Below are 15,721 nucleotides of genomic sequence, written 5' to 3'. Positions count from 1 at the left end.
GGCCCGTTGCCCGGGGCGTCGTGAGCCCGGACCTCGGCGGCCCGGACCTCGGCGGCCCGGACGTCGTCGTCCCTGGGGCTGTCGGCCGGGCCCGGTGGCCCGACCCGGCCCGGGGTCCACCGGGGCTGTTCGTCCGGGCGCGCGAACAGCCGGAACCTGCCCACGCTCAGGCCTCGCCGGGAGAACCGGGCACGATCGTGCGACGCATGGCGCGGGACGCTACGTACCCCGCTCGTCCTCGCGGGCCGCTTCGGGCGATCCGTTCGCGCCCGCTAACCCCGGCTCAGGACGGCAGCGACCACGAGTGGACGGGCTCGTTGGCGATCGACTGCTCCAGGTAGCGCGCCAGCATGCCGTGCAGGGCGGCGTCGCGGTCGGCGCCGCGGGCCTCGAGGGCAGCGACGGCGTCGAGCTGCCACACGGCACCCGTCCGGCGCGTGACGCAGCGTCGCTCGATGACCGACAGATACCGGTCGACGACCTCCCCGCTGACGCCCCACCGGGCCAGGCCCTCCTGTGCCTGCGGGAGCAGCTTGCGCAGGACGAGCTCGTCGGGACGCATCCAGCCCGACCCGGGCCAGTACAGCGGACCGTCGAGGCCGTGCCGGGCGGCCGTCATGAAGTTCTCCTCGGCCGCCTCGAACGACATCGAGCTCCACAGCGGCCGTTCGGCCTCCACCAGCACCCGCAGCAGCCCGTAGAAGAACAGGGCGTTGGCCACCATGTCGACGGCCGTGGGCCCGGCGGGCAGCACCCGGTTCTCGACGCGTACGTGCGGGGTGCCGTCGGAGACGTCGTAGACCGGGCGGTTCCAGCGCCAGATGGTGCCGTTGTGCAGCCGCAGCTCGTCGAGCCCAGGCACGCGGCCGGCTTCGAGGTCGGCCAGCGGGTCGCTGTCGTGCGTGAGCGGCATGAGTCCGGGGAAGTAGCGGGCGTTCTCGGAGAACAGGTCGAGGATCGAGGTGATCCACCGCTCGCCGAACCACACCCGCGGACGTACGCCCTGGTTGTGCAGCTCGGGGCTGCGGACGTCGCAGGACTGTTCGAACAGCGGGATCCGCGTCTCCGCCCACAGCCGCGAGCCGAGCAGGAACGGGGAGTTGGCGCCGACGGCCAGCTGCACCCCGGCCAGGCACTGCGCCGCGTTCCAGTACGAGGCGAACGAGTCCGGCGACACCTGCAGGTGCAGCTGCATCGACGTGCAGGCGGCCTCGGGGATGATCGTGTCGAAGTCGGCGACCAACCGGTCGGCTGCGACGTCGTGGCGGCCGGAGGCGTCGTCACCGGTGATGTCGACGCGGATCGGCTCGCCCCGCGCGGTCAGCATCTGCTCGTTGAGCACCGTGTAGCGCTCGTCCTGCGAGATGGCCTCGGCGACCAGGTCCTCGCGGCGCAGCGTCGGCAGGATGCCGATCATCACGAGTTGCGACGCACAGTCGCGGGCCTTGGCGCGGGCAACGGCGAGCTCGTCGAGGAGGTGGTGTTCGAGGTGGCGCCATTCGTCGCCCGGCAGCGGACGGGGCGGCAGGTTGAGCTCGAGGTTCCAGCGGCCCAGCTCGGTCTGGAACTCGGCGGAGCCGATGGCGTCGAGGACGTCGCCGCCGGTGAGCGCGGGGCGCAGGTCGGCGTCGACCAGGTTGAGCTCGACCTCGATGCCGGTCATCGGTTCGTCGTGTGCGAACGGGTGTTCGCGCAGCATCGTCGCGAGCGCGTCGAGACAGCGATGGACTTTCACCCGGTATCGCTGCCGGTCCCGTCGACTGAACGTAGTCCGGTCGACGCCCTGGCCCATGCGGTCACTGCCTCCGATCCTCGGACCCGAGCAGCGCCCCACCAGCGCCGATCGTCGTCACGAGCGGTCATCCACCGTGTCACACGGTCGTGGACAGCGGTACCGGCTGACCGGATGACGGAGCGAGAGCGTTCGATGGCGACCTGCGACGATGGCACGCCGTGGCCACCATCACGAGGGTCGACGACCCCACCGACCCGCGTATCGACGACTACCGCGACCTCACGCACTCCGACCGCCGCCCCGACCGGCCCGGCGGCCGCGGCCTCGTGATCGCAGAGGGTGTCGTCGTGGTGCGGCGGCTGCTCGACTCGCCTTACCCGCTGCGGTCGCTGCTCGGCGTCCCGCGGCGCATCGCCGAGCTCGCCGACGACCTCTCCGGTCTCGATGTCCCCGCCTACGAGGCCGACGCCGACACGATGGCCACCGCCGTCGGCTTCCACCTCAACCGCGGGGTGCTCGCCGTGGCCGACCGCGCGCCCGAGCCCGACCCGGTCGCGCTGGTGCGGGACGCACGCGTCGTCGCAGTACTGGAGGGCGTGAACGACCACGAGAACCTCGGCGCGCTGTTCCGCAACGCCGCCGCACTCGGTGTCGACGCCGTGCTCCTCGGCCCCCACTGCTCGGACCCGCTGTACCGGCGGAGTGTGCGGGTGTCGATGGGGCACGTCCTGCGGGTGCCGTTCGGTCCGCTCACCGGCGACTGGCCGGCATCGCTGGACATCCTGCGGGCCAACGGGTTCCGCGTCGCTGCGCTGACCCCGGCCCCCGACGCCGTGCCCATCGGCGCGGCCGGGCTGGTGGGGGAGCGGGTCGCGCTGCTGCTCGGCGCGGAAGGTCCCGGCCTGACCGACGACGCCCTCGCCGCGGCCGACGTCCGCGTGAGCATCCCGATGGCGTCCGGGGTCGACTCGCTCAACGTCGCGACGGCCGCGGCGATCGCCTTCCACGCGGTCGCGGCTCCCTGAGCACGGCACGCCGCCGTCGGGGCCGGTCCTGGCGGGCGGCCGCGTGTCGGTGGGCGATCCCGATCGACGGTCTCGCGCGCGGGTTGACGATTCCGGCCCGGAACGGGCGGGGATGTCGGAGAAGCGTCAGGTGCTGGCCGCGATGGTGGGTCGGGTCGGTGGCTCGGGACCGGGATCCACTCGCCGGACGCAGCCGCGTCCACAGATGCCGATCGCGCCGGACCGCGGACCCGGATCCGGACGCGACCCGCACACGCCGCCGACCGGCTGACGGTGCGCCGCGTCGGAGTCGATGCCGCATAGGCTGATCCGGTGCGTCTGGCCGAGGGGGGAGAGGTCGAGATCGGCGGGCGCCGCCCCGACGACCCGGAGCTCCCTGCCGACCTCGTCGTCGCCCTGCGGGAATGGGGCGAGGTCGCGTCCCGGCCCGACGTCGCTCGCGGGCCCGACGAACAGGACCTCGTCAGCCGGCGGGGCCGTCAGCTCGCGGGGCGGTGTGCCGAGGCGCTGGGCCGCCCTGTCGACTTCCACGATCCCGTCACCGGCCGTGTGGAGATCGTCAGTGGCCGGCTCGCGGCGCGACGCCCGGCCGCGCCCGGGGCCGCACCACCACTCGAGCCGGTGCCGTGGGCGACCGGACTGCCGATCGCGTTGTTCTTCGGTGTGCTCGCCGCTGCGGTCGTGGTGGTGCTCTCGACCGCCGTCGACTCCGCGTTCGGGCTGCTCTGGCTGCCCGCCAACGTGCTCATCGGCGCGGGGCTGGCCCCGTCGCTGTGGCTGCTGCGGAGGGTACCGCTGTGGCGCTGGGTCGCCCTCGGCGTCGCGGCAGGCGTCGTCATCGCCTGGGTGTGCCTGCTCGCGAGCCTGTTGGGGCGCTGAGGGAGCGGCCCGGGGTCAGCGTTGGCCGCGGACCCCGAGAAGCACCTCGTCCCACGACGGCATGACCGGCTTGCCCTTCTTCGTCCGGCGCGAGGACGCAGACCGGGCGGCGGGACGTGCGGTCTCACCGTCGGCGGCGCTGTCGTCCTTGGCGGGGGCGTCGTCCTCGGACGCGTCATCGTCCTTGGAAGAGCCGGCGTCCTTGGAAGAGCCGGCGTCCTTGGCAGGGGCCTCGTCCGTGGAGGGGGAGTCGCTGCCGGAGGCGGACTCGGAGACGGCCGGCTCCTCCTCGACCTCGACGACATCAGGGGCAGTCGCGTCCGCGGACTCCTCGACGTCGGCGGTCCCGTCGGCGGCACCCTCGACGTCGTCGACCTGGACGGTCTCGACGGTCTCGGCCGCCGGTGCGCTCTCCCGCTCGACCCGCGGTGCAGCAGCAGCGGATGTGCCGGGACGTTCGGCGGGAAGGTCGGCAGGCGTCCGGGCCGCGCTGCGCTCGGCAGCGGGCCGGTCGGCGGGGGTCTCGGCAGCCGGCCGCTCGGGAGCAGCCGTCGGAGTGGGGCTGTCGGCGACCGGGCGCGCGGGCTCGGGGTGCCGCACAGGTGCGGTCTCGGCCGAGCGGCGCGGCTCGGGTGTCGCGGGCCGGGTGGGCCGGGAGTCGTGCCGGGGCTCGGGCGCGGCAGGCATCGACCGTTCCCGCAACGGGGCACCGACAGCGGCACGGACCACGGCGGGTTCGGCGTGGTCGGGCGCCTCGTCGGGACGGCCGTTGAGCTCGATGACGGGGCCGACGGTCCGCAGCGGGCGCGCGGGCAGGCCCTCGACGAGGTCGCTGGCGTGCTCGTCGAGCGCGGTCACGGTGCCGCCGTGGGCGCCGGGCTGGAATGTCCAGTGGGCCCGGTTGTCGGAACGGCCGGCGTGCCAGTTCAGGGCGACGACCCAGCGGCCGTCCTCACCGCGCCAGGAGTCCCACTCGGCTTCGAGGTACTCCTGCCCGCGCAGGCCGAAGGTGTGCGCGACGGTCTCGCCGAGGGTGCGCACGTCGGGCCCGTCGGCGCGCAGCGGGTGCGCGCCCTGGGCCATCTCCGCAGTCCGGGATCGCTCCAGGAGGACCGGGTAGGCGAAGCGTTCGATCTTCTGCAGCGGAACTCCGGCCGCGGCGGCGACCTGCTCCACGGACGCTCCGGCGCGGATTCGGGCCTGGATCTCACGTGGTCGCAACTGGCTCTCCAACTCGATCGCGATCTGGCCGAGCCGGGTCAGGTCGCCCCGGGCGGCAGCGCGCAACTGCTCGTCGGCGGCCACTGTGAACCGTTCGGAGCGACCGGGGTCTTCGAGGACGACCCCGCCGTCCTCGGTGATCCCGACGACCCGCAACGCCCGCATCGGCGGCCTCCCCCGTTCTCCGTTCTCCCCGTCCGGGTGACGGTAGTTGCCGAATCGCAACCGGCCGTGGAGGCGCGCCGGGCCTGAAATCTCCCAGGTCGACACCGGTTCCTGCCACGATGCGCCGTTCTCCCTGCGGGGTTCGTGATCAGCGTGTCATGCCGTGACCGTTTGGTAAAGCTGGGACTCATGTTGCTGATGTGACTACTCTGGGTGACGAAAGGTCGAGACGACCGTTCGGCGAATTCGGCTCCCACAGGGACACGCCGGCACCGGACACGACGATGCCGGGCGACCCTGTACGGGCCGCCCGGCATCGGGTCGGGTTCGGACAGGCTCAGCCGAGGCGCTCGACGACGTGGTCGATGCAGGCGGTCAGTGCCGAGACGTCGTCGGGGTCGACGGCCGGGAACATGCCGATCCGCAGCTGGTTGCGACCCAGCTTGCGGTACGGCTCGGTGTCGACGATCCCGTTGGCACGCAGGGTCTTGGCCACGGCGGCGGCGTCGACGGCGTCGTCGAAGTCGATCGTGCCGACGACCTGCGAGCGGTGCGCCGGGTCCGCGACGAACGGCGTCGCGAAGGTGGACTTCTCGGCCCACTCGTAGAGCCGGCCCGAGGAGTCGGCGGTGCGGGCGACGGCGGCGTCGAGCCCGCCGAGGCCGTTGAGCCAGTCGATCTGCTCGGCGAGCAGGATCAGTGTCGCCACGGCGGGGGTGTTGTAGGTCTGGTCCTTCACCGAGTTGTCGACGGCCGTGGCCAGCGACAGGAACGGCGGGATCCAGCGGTCGCCCGCGGCGAGCTCGGCGACGCGGTCCTGCGCGGCCGGGCTCATCAGTGCGATCCACAGGCCACCGTCGGCGGCGAAGCCCTTCTGGGGTGCGAAGTAGTAGGTGTCGACCTGGGTCGGGTCCAGCGGCAGGCCGCCCGCGCCGGACGTGCCGTCGATGACGACGAGCTGTCCGTCGGTGGTGCCCTCGGGGCGCACGACGGGGACGGCCACGCCGGTGGAGGTCTCGTTGTGGGCCCAGGCGATGACGTCGACGGACTCGTCGGTGCGCGGCGCGGGCGCGGTGCCGGGCTTCGACGGGACGACGATCGGGTCCTCGAGGAAGGGGGCGCCGGTCGTGGTGTCGGCGAACTTGGCCGAGAACTCGCCGTAGGCGAGGTGCAGCGAGCGCCGGCGGACGAGGCCGAACGCGGCGGCGTCCCAGAACGCCGTCGAGCCACCGTTGCCCAGGACGACCTCGTAGCCGTCGGGAAGGGAGAACAGCTCGGAGAGTCCGGCGCGCACCCGGCCGACGAGGGACTTGACGGGCTTCTGCCGGTGGGAGGTTCCCATGACCGAGCCGGAGTCGGCGAGGACGGCCAGCTGCTCCGGCCGGACCTTGGAGGGTCCGCATCCGAAGCGCCCGTCCTTGGGCTTCAGGTCGGCGGGAATCTGCAGGTCGTTGCTGGTCGAGGACGTCACGGTTCCCAAGTTTGGCAAGCGCCGCCCGGCTCCGGGGCGGCGGGGCCGTCAGCCGGCGGCTTTCGTGACCGACGACACCACGGGTGTACCGCGGTATACGCGGCGGTACGCGAGGGGCGCCATGCCGAGCGCGGTGTGCAGGTGCTGGCGCAGTGACGTCGTGGTCCCGAAGCCCGCGCGGGTGGCGACCTGCTCGACGGGCAGGTCCGTCGTCTCCAGGAGTCGCCGTGCGAGATCGAGGCGGCGGCCGACGAGCCAGCGCTGCGGGCTCTCCCCGGTCTCGTCGCGGAAGCGCCGGGTGAAGCTGCGGACGCTCATCCGGGCGTGTCCTGCCAGGTCGGCGAGGGTGAGCGGGTCGCCGAGGCGGGTCAGCGCCCAGGCCCGGGTGGGGCCGGTGTCGCCGTCGACGTCGGGGACCGGCGGCTCCTCGGCGAACTGGGCCTGGCCGCCGTCTCGCCACGGGGCGACGACGGTGCGGCGCGCGACCCGGTTGGCGACGTCGGCCCCGTGGTCGCGGCGGATGACGTGGAGCAGCAGGTCGATGCCTGCGGCGTTGCCGGCGGAGGTGAGGACGTCGCCGTCGTCGACGAACAGCACGTCGGGGTCGAGGTCGACCTGCGGGTAGAGGCGACGGAACCGCGCGGCGTGCAGCCAGTGGGTGGTGGCCGGGCGGCCGTCGAGGACGCCGGCCGCACCGAGCACGAACGCGCCCGTGCAGATGGAGACGATCCGCGACCGGCGGTGGGCGGCGGCGAGGGCGCTGCGCAGGGTGTCGTCGATGGGCTCGCCGCGCATGGCCGGGCCGCTGTAGTGGCCGGGGATCACGACGGTGTCGGCACCCTCCAGGATCGAGACGTCGAACCGGGGGAGCACCTCGAACCCCGCCGACGACATGATCGGCCCACCGTCGAGCGTCGCGACGCGGACCTCGTAGAGCGGGGTGCCGTCGTCGTCGACCGCGCTGCCCATCAGCCGGTGCGGCAGGCCGAGCTCGAACGCGACGACGTCGTGCAGGGCCAGCACCGCGACCTGATGAACTTGCGTCATGGCCGGATTCTTTCACAATGTGGCTGTCGGGCCACTGGTGTTCCGCGGCGGCGAACCGCAGGCTGTCCGACGTGAGCGACACCGTCCCCGAGGTCGGCACCGCCGGACCCGCCGCGCGCGACCCGCACCGCCACCGCATCCACCCCGCGTGGGGCGTCGCGGTCGTGACCTTCCTGGCGTTGCTCGGTGCCGCGGCCTTCCGGTCGACGCCGAGCGTGCTCATCGAGCCGCTGCACCAGGAGTTCGGCTGGACCGTCGGAACCATCTCGGCCGCGCTGTCGGTGAACCTCGCCCTGTTCGGGCTGACCGCGCCGTTCGCGGCGGCCCTCATGGAGCGCTTCGGCATCCGCCGGGTCGTCGCCTGCGCGCTGCTGCTGGTCGCGGTCGGCAGTGGCCTCACCGTCTTCATGACGGCGGCGTGGCAGCTCATCCTGCTGTGGGGCGTCGTCGTCGGGCTCGGTACCGGGTCGATGGCGATGGCACTGGTGGCGACGGTCGTCGGCCGCTGGTTCGTCGCCCGCCGCGGGCTCGTGTCCGGGCTGCTCACCGCCGCCAGCGCCGCGGGCCAGCTGGTCTTCCTGCCCCTCATCGCCTGGATCGCGACGTCGTCGGGCTGGCGCCCCGCCGCGCTGACGACCTCGCTCGTCGCGCTCGGCGTCGTGCCCCTGGTACTGCTGCTGATGCGGGACCGGCCGTCCGACATCGACGTCCTGCCCTACGGCGGCACCCCCGCCGACGTCGTCGACCCGCTGCGCTCCGGCGCGGCCCGCATCGCGATCGACGCCCTGCGCAACGCCGCCCGGGTCCCGACGTTCTGGCTTCTCATGGGTGGTTTCTTCATCTGCGGAGCCACCACCGCGGGGCTGGTGCAGTCGCACTTCGTGCCCGCCGCGCACGACCACGGAATGCCCGCGACGACCGCCGCCGGACTGCTCGCCCTGGTCGGGGTGTTCGACCTCGTCGGCACCGTCTGCTCGGGCTGGCTCACCGACCGCGTCGACGCCCGCATCCTGCTCGGCATCTACTACGCGGGCCGTGGCGTCTCGCTCGCCGTCCTGCCGCCGCTGTTCGGGACCGACCTGCAGGCCAGCATGCTCGCGTTCGTCATCTTCTACGGCCTGGACTGGGTCGCGACCGTCCCGCCCACGCTGGCGCTGACCCGGCAGGTGTTCGGCGCGCAGGCCGCCGTCGTCTTCGGCTGGATCTTCGCCGCCCACCAGGTCGGTGCGGCGTTCGCGGCGCTCGTCGCGGGGCTGATCCGCGACGCGCTCGGCAGCTACGACGTCGCCTGGTACGGCGGCGCGGTCCTCTGCGTGCTCGCGGCGGTCATGTCGATCTCGATCAGGACCTCGCGCCGGACGACGGACCAGGTCGGCACCGCGCCGGCGTGACGACCCGACCGGCGCCGCGGGGAGGAGCCCCGGCGGCGGTCGGGCCGGTCGGACGCCGGTCAGGCCTTGCGGCCCACCGTGTCCCAGCCCTCGACGTCCTCGGGGCTCCGCGGACCCGGGCCGATGTACTGGGCCGACGGGCGCACCAGCTTGCCCTCGCGCTTCTGCTCGAGGACGTGCGCCGACCAGCCTGCGGTCCGGGCGCTGGTGAACATCGCGGGCATCATGTGCGGCGGCACCTCGGCGAAGTCGAGGATCACCGCCGCCCAGAACTCGACGTTCGTCTCGATCGGGTGGTCCGGGCGGCGCTCCCGCAGGATCGACAGCGCGGCCTGCTCCAGGCCGGCGGCTGCCTCGTAGCGGCTCGCGTTCAGCTCCTTGCAGGTGCGGCGCAGCACTCGCGCACGCGGGTCCTCGGCCCGGTAGACCCGGTGCCCGAAGCCCATGAGCTTCTCCTTGCGGTCGAGGATCCCCTTCACGAGACCCTCGGGGTCGCCGGTCTTCTCGACCTCGGTGATCATCGGCAGCACCCGCGCCGGGGCGCCACCGTGCAGCGGGCCGGACATCGCGCCGATGGCGCCCGACAGCGACGCCGCGACGTCGGCACCGGTCGAGGCGATCACGCGGGCGGTGAACGTCGACGCGTTCATGCCGTGCTCGGCGGCCGACACCCAGTAGGCGTCGACGGCACGCACGTGCGCAGGGTCGGGCTCGCCGCGCCAGCGGACCATGAAGCGCTCGGTGATCGTCGACGCCTCGTCGACACGGCTCTGCGGGACCGCGGGCACGCCGATCCCCCGTGCGGACTGCGCCACGTAGGACAGCGCCATCACCGAGGCGCGGGCGAGCTGGTCGCGGGCCTCGGCGTCGTCGATGTCGAGCAGCGGGCGGTAGCCCCAGTACGGCGCCAGCATCGCCAGCGCGGCCTGCACGTCGACCCGCACGTCGCCGGTGTGCACCGGGATCGGGAACGGCTCGGCGGGCGGCAGCCCGTCGCCGAACCGGCCGTCGACGAGCAGGGCCCAGACGTTGCCGAACGTGACCCGCCCGACGAGGTCCTCGATGTCGACGCCGCGGTAGCGCAGCGCCCCACCGTCCTTGTCCGGCTCCGCGATCTGGGTGCGGAAGGCGATGTGCCCCTCGAGGCCGGACTTGAAGCCCGGCGGGGGCGGAGGAACGTCGGATCCATCCGTAGGGGCCGGTCCTGCCGGCGCGGTGGGCGCAGTCGCCACGCGTCCTCCTCGAAGTCGTCCCCCGGCGACGCGGATCGCGGTGCGGCGCCGGGTGGCGCCGTCGTGCGTCCGCGGGCGTGTCCGGAAGGTGGTCCGGACATGCCTGCCTGCCACGGCCCGGGTCTGATGGTTACCGTGGTTGGGCAACACTGCCCTCGGGCAGGGTGCACAGGCAACCTGGGACCCGGGTGGTCTCGATCACCGAAACGGCCCTACCAGGGGCCTGACCAGCGACGACGTGTGTCGTCGACGGAGGAGACGATGTCCGATCCGACCGCTTCGGTGGTGCTCGCGGCGCTGCGCGTCGACTACGACACGGCCGGTTTCGACGTGGCGGACCTGGCGCCGACATGGCACGAGCAGCTCACCCGCTGGCTCGCCGCTGCCCTGGACGCGGGCCTGCCCGAGCCCAACGCGATGGTCCTCGCCACGGCCGACGAGCGCGGCCGCCCGGCCTCGCGCACCGTGCTGTGCAAGGGCGTCGACGAGCGCGGCGTCGTCCTCTACACCAACCTGACCTCGGCGAAGAGCCACGACATGCGGCTGACGCGCGCGGCGTCGGCGACGTTCCCGCTCTATGCGATGCACCGCCAGATCCACGTCCGCGGCGAGGTCGAGGAGGTCGCGCCGGAGGAGTCCGACGCCTACTGGGCGAGCCGCCCGCGCGGCGCCCAGATCGGGGGCTGGGCGTCGGCGCAGTCGGCCGTCGTCAGCAGCCGCCTGGCGCTGGAGGACGCCCGCGTCGCCACCGAACGTCGCTTCCCCGAGAGCGAGCCGGTGCCGCGGCCCCCGCACTGGGGCGGCTGGCGGATCGTGCCCGACCGGGTGGAGTTCTGGCAGGGCCGCCGCGACCGGCTCCACGACCGGCTCCGGTTCGACCGCGACCGCGACCGCGACGACCGTACGTGGCGGGTCCGCCGGCTCGCCCCCTGACGACCCTGGTGACGTCTGTCTCATCGGGGGCGCACGGTTGTCGCCGCCGCGTGGTCCGTGCCCGGATGGATGGTTGCGGCACACGAACCCGCGGGCCCGGGCCGGGGCGGCATGTCAGGCTGGGACGGTGATCGTGCCCGGCCCCGACGAGTCCAGCCGGCCCGGCAGCCCACCGGAGCCCCCCACCCGCAACCTGCGTCGTCCTGACGCGCAGGAGCGGGAGCCCACGGATCGGCTGCCCGCCGGCGACGGCCCGACGGTTCCCGTCGCGGTGGGGCCGACCCGCCGGATCGGCGCCCTCATCCGCGGCACCCTCGCCGACACCACCCCGCTGCGTACCCCCGCCTACCGGCGGCTGTGGGGCGCGGGCGCCGTCACCGTCATCGGCGCGCAGCTGTCCGTCGTCGCGGTGCCGACGCAGATCTACCAGCTCACCGGCTCGTCGGCCTACGTCGGGCTGACCGGCCTCTTCGGTCTCGTCCCCCTCGTCGTGTTCGGCCTGTGGGGCGGCGCGATCGCCGACGTCATGGACCGCCGGGTCCTGCTGATGCTCACCGGCGCCGGGATCGCGACGACCTCGCTCGCGCTGTGGGTCACCTCCGCCACCGGCGCCGGCAACGTCTGGGTGGTGCTGTCGCTGCTCGCCGTGCAGTCGGCGATGCTCGCGATGAACCAGCCCACCCGCAACGCCGTCATCCCGCGCCTGCTGCCCGCCGACCAGCTGCCCGCCGCCAACGCGCTCAACATGACCGTCTTCCAGCTCGGCGCCGTCGCCGGACCGCTGCTCGCCGGCGTCCTCATCCCCGTCGTCGGGCTGTCGACGCTCTACCTGATCGACGCCTGCGCGCTGCTCGCCACCCTCTGGGCGACCTGGAAGCTGCCGCCCGTCCCGCCTGACAGGGGTACCTGCAGGCGCGCCGGCATCCGCGACGTCCTCGACGGCTTCCGGTACACCGCGACGCAGAAGATCCTGCTCGTGTCGTTCCTCGTCGACGTCGTCGCCATGGGCTTCGGCATGCCCCGCGTCGTGTTCCCCGAGATGTCGGAGAAGACGTTCGGTGACCCGCCCGGCGGGGGCGTCGCGCTCGGCCTGCTGTTCGCGGCGATCCCCGTCGGCATGGTGATCGCCGGCCTGTTCTCCGGATGGCTGCAACGCATCCGCCGCCAGGGCGTCGCCGTCGTCGCGGCCGTCGTCGTGTGGGGTGCGGGCGTCGCGCTGTTCGGGCTCACCGGCTCGCTGTGGATCGCCGTCCTGTTCCTCGCCGTCGCCGGCGCGGGCGACCTCGTCAGCTCCGTCTACCGCTCCTCGATGCTGCAGACCGTCGCCACCGACGAGATGCGCGGCCGCATGCAGGGCGTGTTCATCGTCGTCGTCGCGGGTGGGCCGCGGCTGGCCGACCTCTGGCACGGCTCCGCCGCCGCGGCCGTCGGCCCCGGCCTCGCCGCCACCGTCGGCGGCGTCGCCGTCATCGTCGGAGTGGTCGTCGTCATCGCGCGGTTCCCGGAGTTCTGGCGCTACCGCGGCCCCGCATCCGGCTGAGACGCGTCCTCGCCCAGGGGGAGTGACGCACGTCCACCTCTCTCGGGCGCTGCGGATCCGCTCCGGCGGTCTAGCGTTGCAAGTGGGTTGACACATAACCGATGTCCACGAGTGTGAGAGGGAACCTCCACATGGCAACCGAGTCCGCCGGCGACAGCGCTGTCCTGAACTACCCAGGCGGCGAGTTCGAGATGCCGGTCCATTCCGCGACCGAGGGCGCGGCTGCGGTCGACGTCAGCAAACTCCTCGGCAAGGCCGGCCTGACCACGTTCGATCCGGGTTTCAACAGCACCGCCGCCTGTTCGTCCGCGATCACCTACATCGACGGCGACGCCGGCATCCTGCGGTACCGGGGCATCCCGATCGAGCAGCTGGCCGAGCGGTCCAGCTTCCTCGAGGTCAGCTACCTGCTCATCTACGGCGAGCTGCCCACGCAGGCGCAGCTCGACTCGTTCACCAGCAACATCAGCAGGCACACCCTGCTGCACGAGGACCTCAAGGGCTTCTTCGACGGCTTCCCCCGGGACGCCCACCCGATGCCGGTCCTGTCGAGCGCGGTCAGCGCGCTGTCCACCTTCTACCAGGACAGCCTCGACCCGTTCGACGACGACGCCGTCGAGCTGTCGACGGTGCGCCTGATGGCCAAGGTCTTCACCATCGCGGCCTACGCCTACAAGAAGTCCGTCGGCCAGCCGTTCCTCTACCCGGACAACTCGCTGGGCCTGGTGGAGAACTTCCTGCGCATGACGTTCGGCTTCCCCGCGGAGCCCTACGAGATCGACCCGGTCATGGCCAAGGCCGTCGACACGCTGCTGATCCTGCACGCCGACCACGAGCAGAACTGCTCCACGTCGACGGTCCGGCTCGTCGGCTCCTCGCAGGCCAACCTCTTCGCCTCGATCTCCGCCGGGGTCAACGCCCTCTTCGGTCCCCTGCACGGCGGCGCCAACCAGGCCGTCCTGGAGATGCTCACCCGCATCAAGGACGTCGAGGACGGCAACGTCGACGCCTTCGTCGAGCGGGTCAAGAACAAGGAGCAGGGCGCGAAGCTGATGGGCTTCGGGCACCGGGTCTACAAGAACTACGACCCGCGCGCCAAGATCGTCAAGCAGAACGCCGACGAGGTCCTCAAGGCCCTCGGCGTGAGTGACCCGCTGCTCGACATCGCGATGAAGCTCGAGGAGAAGGCGCTCGCCGACGACTACTTCGTCGAGCGCAAGCTCTACCCGAACGTCGACTTCTACACCGGCGTCATCTACCGGGCGATGGGCTTCCCCACGCGGATGTTCACGGTCCTGTTCGCGCTCGGCCGGCTTCCCGGCTGGATCGCGCACTGGCGGGAGATGATCAACGACCCGCAGACCAAGATCGGTCGCCCGCGTCAGCTGTACACGGGCCCGACCGAGCAGAACTACGTCGCGATGAGCGAGCGCTGACGCAGGGTTCTTCCTCACACGGCCCGGACGGCATGGTCACGCCGCCCGGGCCGCGTCGTGTCCGGCAAGCCGACCCGGCGAACGAACGGCACAGTCGCGCCACCGAGTTGCGTGAAAGGCCGTTCGTTCGATTCGGTGTGCGAACCCGCACACGTCCTGGGCACGTTCTCCCGGCGCGCGGCGGCGGCAGGTCGCCGCTAGCGTCGGCGCATGGGTGCCGACTCCGTCGTGTGGTTCCGGCGCGACCTGCGTGTCCGTGACCAGCCGATCTTCCTCGCCGCGGCCGACACCGGCCCCGCCGCGCTCGCACTGTTCGTCCTCGACCCCGCGCTGCTCGACCCGTCGGGCCCCGCCCGGCGCACGTTCATGTACGGCTGCCTGCGATCACTCGGCGAGGCGCTCGGCGGCAGGTTGCTCGTCGTGCGTGGCGATCCCGCCGACGTCGTGCCCCGCGTCGCCGCGGCCGTCGGCGCCAGGGCGGTGCACATCGCCGCCGACTTCGGCCCTTACGGCGTCCGCCGCGACGAGGACGTCGAGAAGGCGCTCGCCGCGGGTGGCCGGGAGCTCGTCCGCACCGGCTCGCCCTACGCCGTGGCACCCGGGCGCGTCACCAAGGACGACGGCGACCCCTTCAAGGTCTTCACCCCGTTCCGGCGTGCCTGGGCCCGGCACGGCTGGCGCGGCCCCGCCGATACCTCGGCCGCCACCGTCGGGTGGATCGACCCCACCGGGAAGGACGGCGGGCCCCGGGCGGTGGGCATCCCCGAGGACGAGGCCGTCGGTTCCACCCTGCCCGACCCCGGTGAGGACGCCGCCCTCGTGCGGTGGGCCGCCTTCCGCGACGACGACGTCGACGACTACGGCGAGCGCCGCGACCGCCCCGACGTCGCCGGCACCTCGCGGATGTCGCCGTACCTGAAGTGGGGCTGCATCCACCCGCGGACGATGCTGCACGACCTGTCGCGCAAGCGTTCCGACTCGGCCGAGACCTACCGCACCGAGATCGCCTGGCGTGAGTTCTACGCCGACGTCCTCCACCAGCGGCCCGACTCCGCGCGGCGCAACTACGACAGGTCCTTCGACGCGCTGCCCACCGCCTCGGGCGAGGAGGCCGACGAGCTGTTCGCCGCCTGGCAGGAGGGCCGCACCGGCTTCCCGATCGTCGACGCCGGGATGCGGCAGCTGCGCGAGCAGGCCTGGATGCACAACCGGGTCCGGATGATCGTCGCCAGCTTCCTGGTCAAGGACCTGCACCTACCGTGGTGGTGGGGAGCCCGGCACTTCATGCGGCTGCTCGTCGACGGCGACCTCGCGTCCAACCAGCACGGCTGGCAGTGGACCGCCGGGAGCGGTACCGACGCCTCCCCCTACTTCCGCGTCTTCAACCCGATCACGCAGGGGGAACGGTTCGACCCCGACGGTCGCTACGTACGAAAGTTCGTGCCCGAGCTCGCCGCCGTGCCCGGCAAGGCCGTCCACCAGCCCTGGAAGCTGCCCGACGGTGTTCCTGCCGGGTATCCGGAGCCGATCGTCGACCACAAGGCCGAGCGCGAGGAGGCTCTCGCCCGCTACGAGAGGGTGAAAGCGGCCCGTCGCTGAGAAAGTGGATCACGGCCCCTCTAGGCTCGGGTGACGTCCGGAACGGA

12 protein-coding genes are annotated in these 15,721 nt (G+C 72.7%); 7 read left to right on the top strand and 5 right to left on the bottom strand.

What is annotated here, in order from left to right:
* Positions 1-283 precede the first annotated feature (283 nt).
* Positions 284-1,792 carry a hypothetical protein gene (locus TOK_RS29200; protein ID WP_098961197.1) on the bottom strand — a complete coding sequence of 503 codons (1,509 nt, stop codon included), beginning with the start codon at positions 1,790-1,792 and terminating at the stop codon, positions 284-286.
* A 161-nt stretch (positions 1,793-1,953) separates the two neighbouring features.
* On the opposite strand from TOK_RS29200, the gene TOK_RS29195 reads away from it, so the two are divergent.
* Both TOK_RS29195 and TOK_RS29190 read left to right on the top strand, forming a co-directional pair.
* Positions 1,954-2,760, top strand: coding sequence for an RNA methyltransferase (locus tag TOK_RS29195; RefSeq protein WP_098961196.1), 807 nt, complete (start codon positions 1,954-1,956; stop codon positions 2,758-2,760).
* 312 nt (positions 2,761-3,072) lie between these two features.
* Complete coding sequence (locus tag TOK_RS29190) at positions 3,073-3,639, top strand: DUF2537 domain-containing protein (RefSeq protein ID WP_098961195.1); 567 nt, start codon at positions 3,073-3,075, stop codon at positions 3,637-3,639.
* A gap of 15 nt (positions 3,640-3,654) precedes the next feature.
* Here the strand turns inward: TOK_RS29190 and sepH are convergent, their stop codons facing one another.
* The 3 genes from sepH to TOK_RS29175 form a co-directional block, all read right to left on the bottom strand.
* A complete protein-coding gene (sepH, locus tag TOK_RS29185; RefSeq protein ID WP_098961194.1) occupies positions 3,655-5,025 on the bottom strand; it encodes a septation protein SepH in 1,371 nt (456 codons plus the stop codon).
* A gap of 337 nt (positions 5,026-5,362) precedes the next feature.
* On the bottom strand, positions 5,363-6,496 hold the full coding sequence (gene serC, locus TOK_RS29180; protein WP_098961193.1) for a phosphoserine transaminase: 1,134 nt from the start codon (positions 6,494-6,496) through the stop codon (positions 5,363-5,365).
* A gap of 48 nt (positions 6,497-6,544) precedes the next feature.
* The gene (locus TOK_RS29175; protein ID WP_098961192.1) at positions 6,545-7,543 is read right to left on the bottom strand and encodes a GlxA family transcriptional regulator; all 999 of its coding nucleotides are present in this window, start codon (positions 7,541-7,543) and stop codon (positions 6,545-6,547) included.
* A gap of 137 nt (positions 7,544-7,680) precedes the next feature.
* Here TOK_RS29175 and TOK_RS29170 point away from each other — a divergent pair, with 137 nt between their 5' ends.
* Positions 7,681-8,934 (top strand): MFS transporter, encoded by a 1,254-nt coding sequence (locus tag TOK_RS29170; protein WP_253258727.1) that lies wholly within the window; start codon positions 7,681-7,683, stop codon positions 8,932-8,934.
* A 59-nt stretch (positions 8,935-8,993) separates the two neighbouring features.
* On the opposite strand, the gene TOK_RS29165 is transcribed toward TOK_RS29170, so the two are convergent.
* Complete coding sequence (locus TOK_RS29165) at positions 8,994-10,166, bottom strand: citrate synthase 2 (RefSeq protein WP_098961190.1); 1,173 nt, start codon at positions 10,164-10,166, stop codon at positions 8,994-8,996.
* Positions 10,167-10,427: 261 nt separating this feature from the next.
* Between TOK_RS29165 and pdxH the strand changes: the two genes are divergently transcribed.
* From pdxH to TOK_RS29145, 4 genes are all read left to right on the top strand, one after another.
* On the top strand, positions 10,428-11,099 hold the full coding sequence (gene pdxH, locus TOK_RS29160; protein ID WP_098961268.1) for a pyridoxamine 5'-phosphate oxidase: 672 nt from the start codon (positions 10,428-10,430) through the stop codon (positions 11,097-11,099).
* Positions 11,100-11,370: 271 nt separating this feature from the next.
* Positions 11,371-12,639: an MFS transporter gene (locus tag TOK_RS29155; protein ID WP_374754946.1), complete on the top strand. Its 1,269-nt coding sequence runs from the start codon at positions 11,371-11,373 to the stop codon at positions 12,637-12,639.
* Between the two features lie 131 nt (positions 12,640-12,770).
* Positions 12,771-14,075 (top strand): citrate synthase, encoded by a 1,305-nt coding sequence (locus tag TOK_RS29150; protein ID WP_098961189.1) that lies wholly within the window; start codon positions 12,771-12,773, stop codon positions 14,073-14,075.
* A gap of 210 nt (positions 14,076-14,285) precedes the next feature.
* Positions 14,286-15,674 carry a deoxyribodipyrimidine photo-lyase gene (locus tag TOK_RS29145; RefSeq protein WP_098961188.1) on the top strand — a complete coding sequence of 463 codons (1,389 nt, stop codon included), beginning with the start codon at positions 14,286-14,288 and terminating at the stop codon, positions 15,672-15,674.
* Positions 15,675-15,721: the final 47 nt, after the last annotated feature.

This window comes from Pseudonocardia sp. N23 (genome assembly GCF_002583555.1).
Classification (GTDB): domain Bacteria; phylum Actinomycetota; class Actinomycetes; order Mycobacteriales; family Pseudonocardiaceae; genus Pseudonocardia.
This window is presented reverse-complemented; position numbering and strand designations above follow the sequence as displayed.

Coding starts and splice junctions, on each gene's coding strand:
- TOK_RS29200 (WP_098961197.1), bottom strand. CDS start 1,792: ATGGGCCAGGGCGTCGACCGGACTACGTTCAGTCGACGGGACCGGCAG.
- sepH (WP_098961194.1), bottom strand. CDS start 5,025: ATGCGGGCGTTGCGGGTCGTCGGGATCACCGAGGACGGCGGGGTCGTC.
- TOK_RS29175 (WP_098961192.1), bottom strand. CDS start 7,543: ATGACGCAAGTTCATCAGGTCGCGGTGCTGGCCCTGCACGACGTCGTC.
- pdxH (WP_098961268.1), top strand. CDS start 10,428: ATGTCCGATCCGACCGCTTCGGTGGTGCTCGCGGCGCTGCGCGTCGAC.
- TOK_RS29150 (WP_098961189.1), top strand. CDS start 12,771: ATGGCAACCGAGTCCGCCGGCGACAGCGCTGTCCTGAACTACCCAGGC.
- TOK_RS29145 (WP_098961188.1), top strand. CDS start 14,286: ATGGGTGCCGACTCCGTCGTGTGGTTCCGGCGCGACCTGCGTGTCCGT.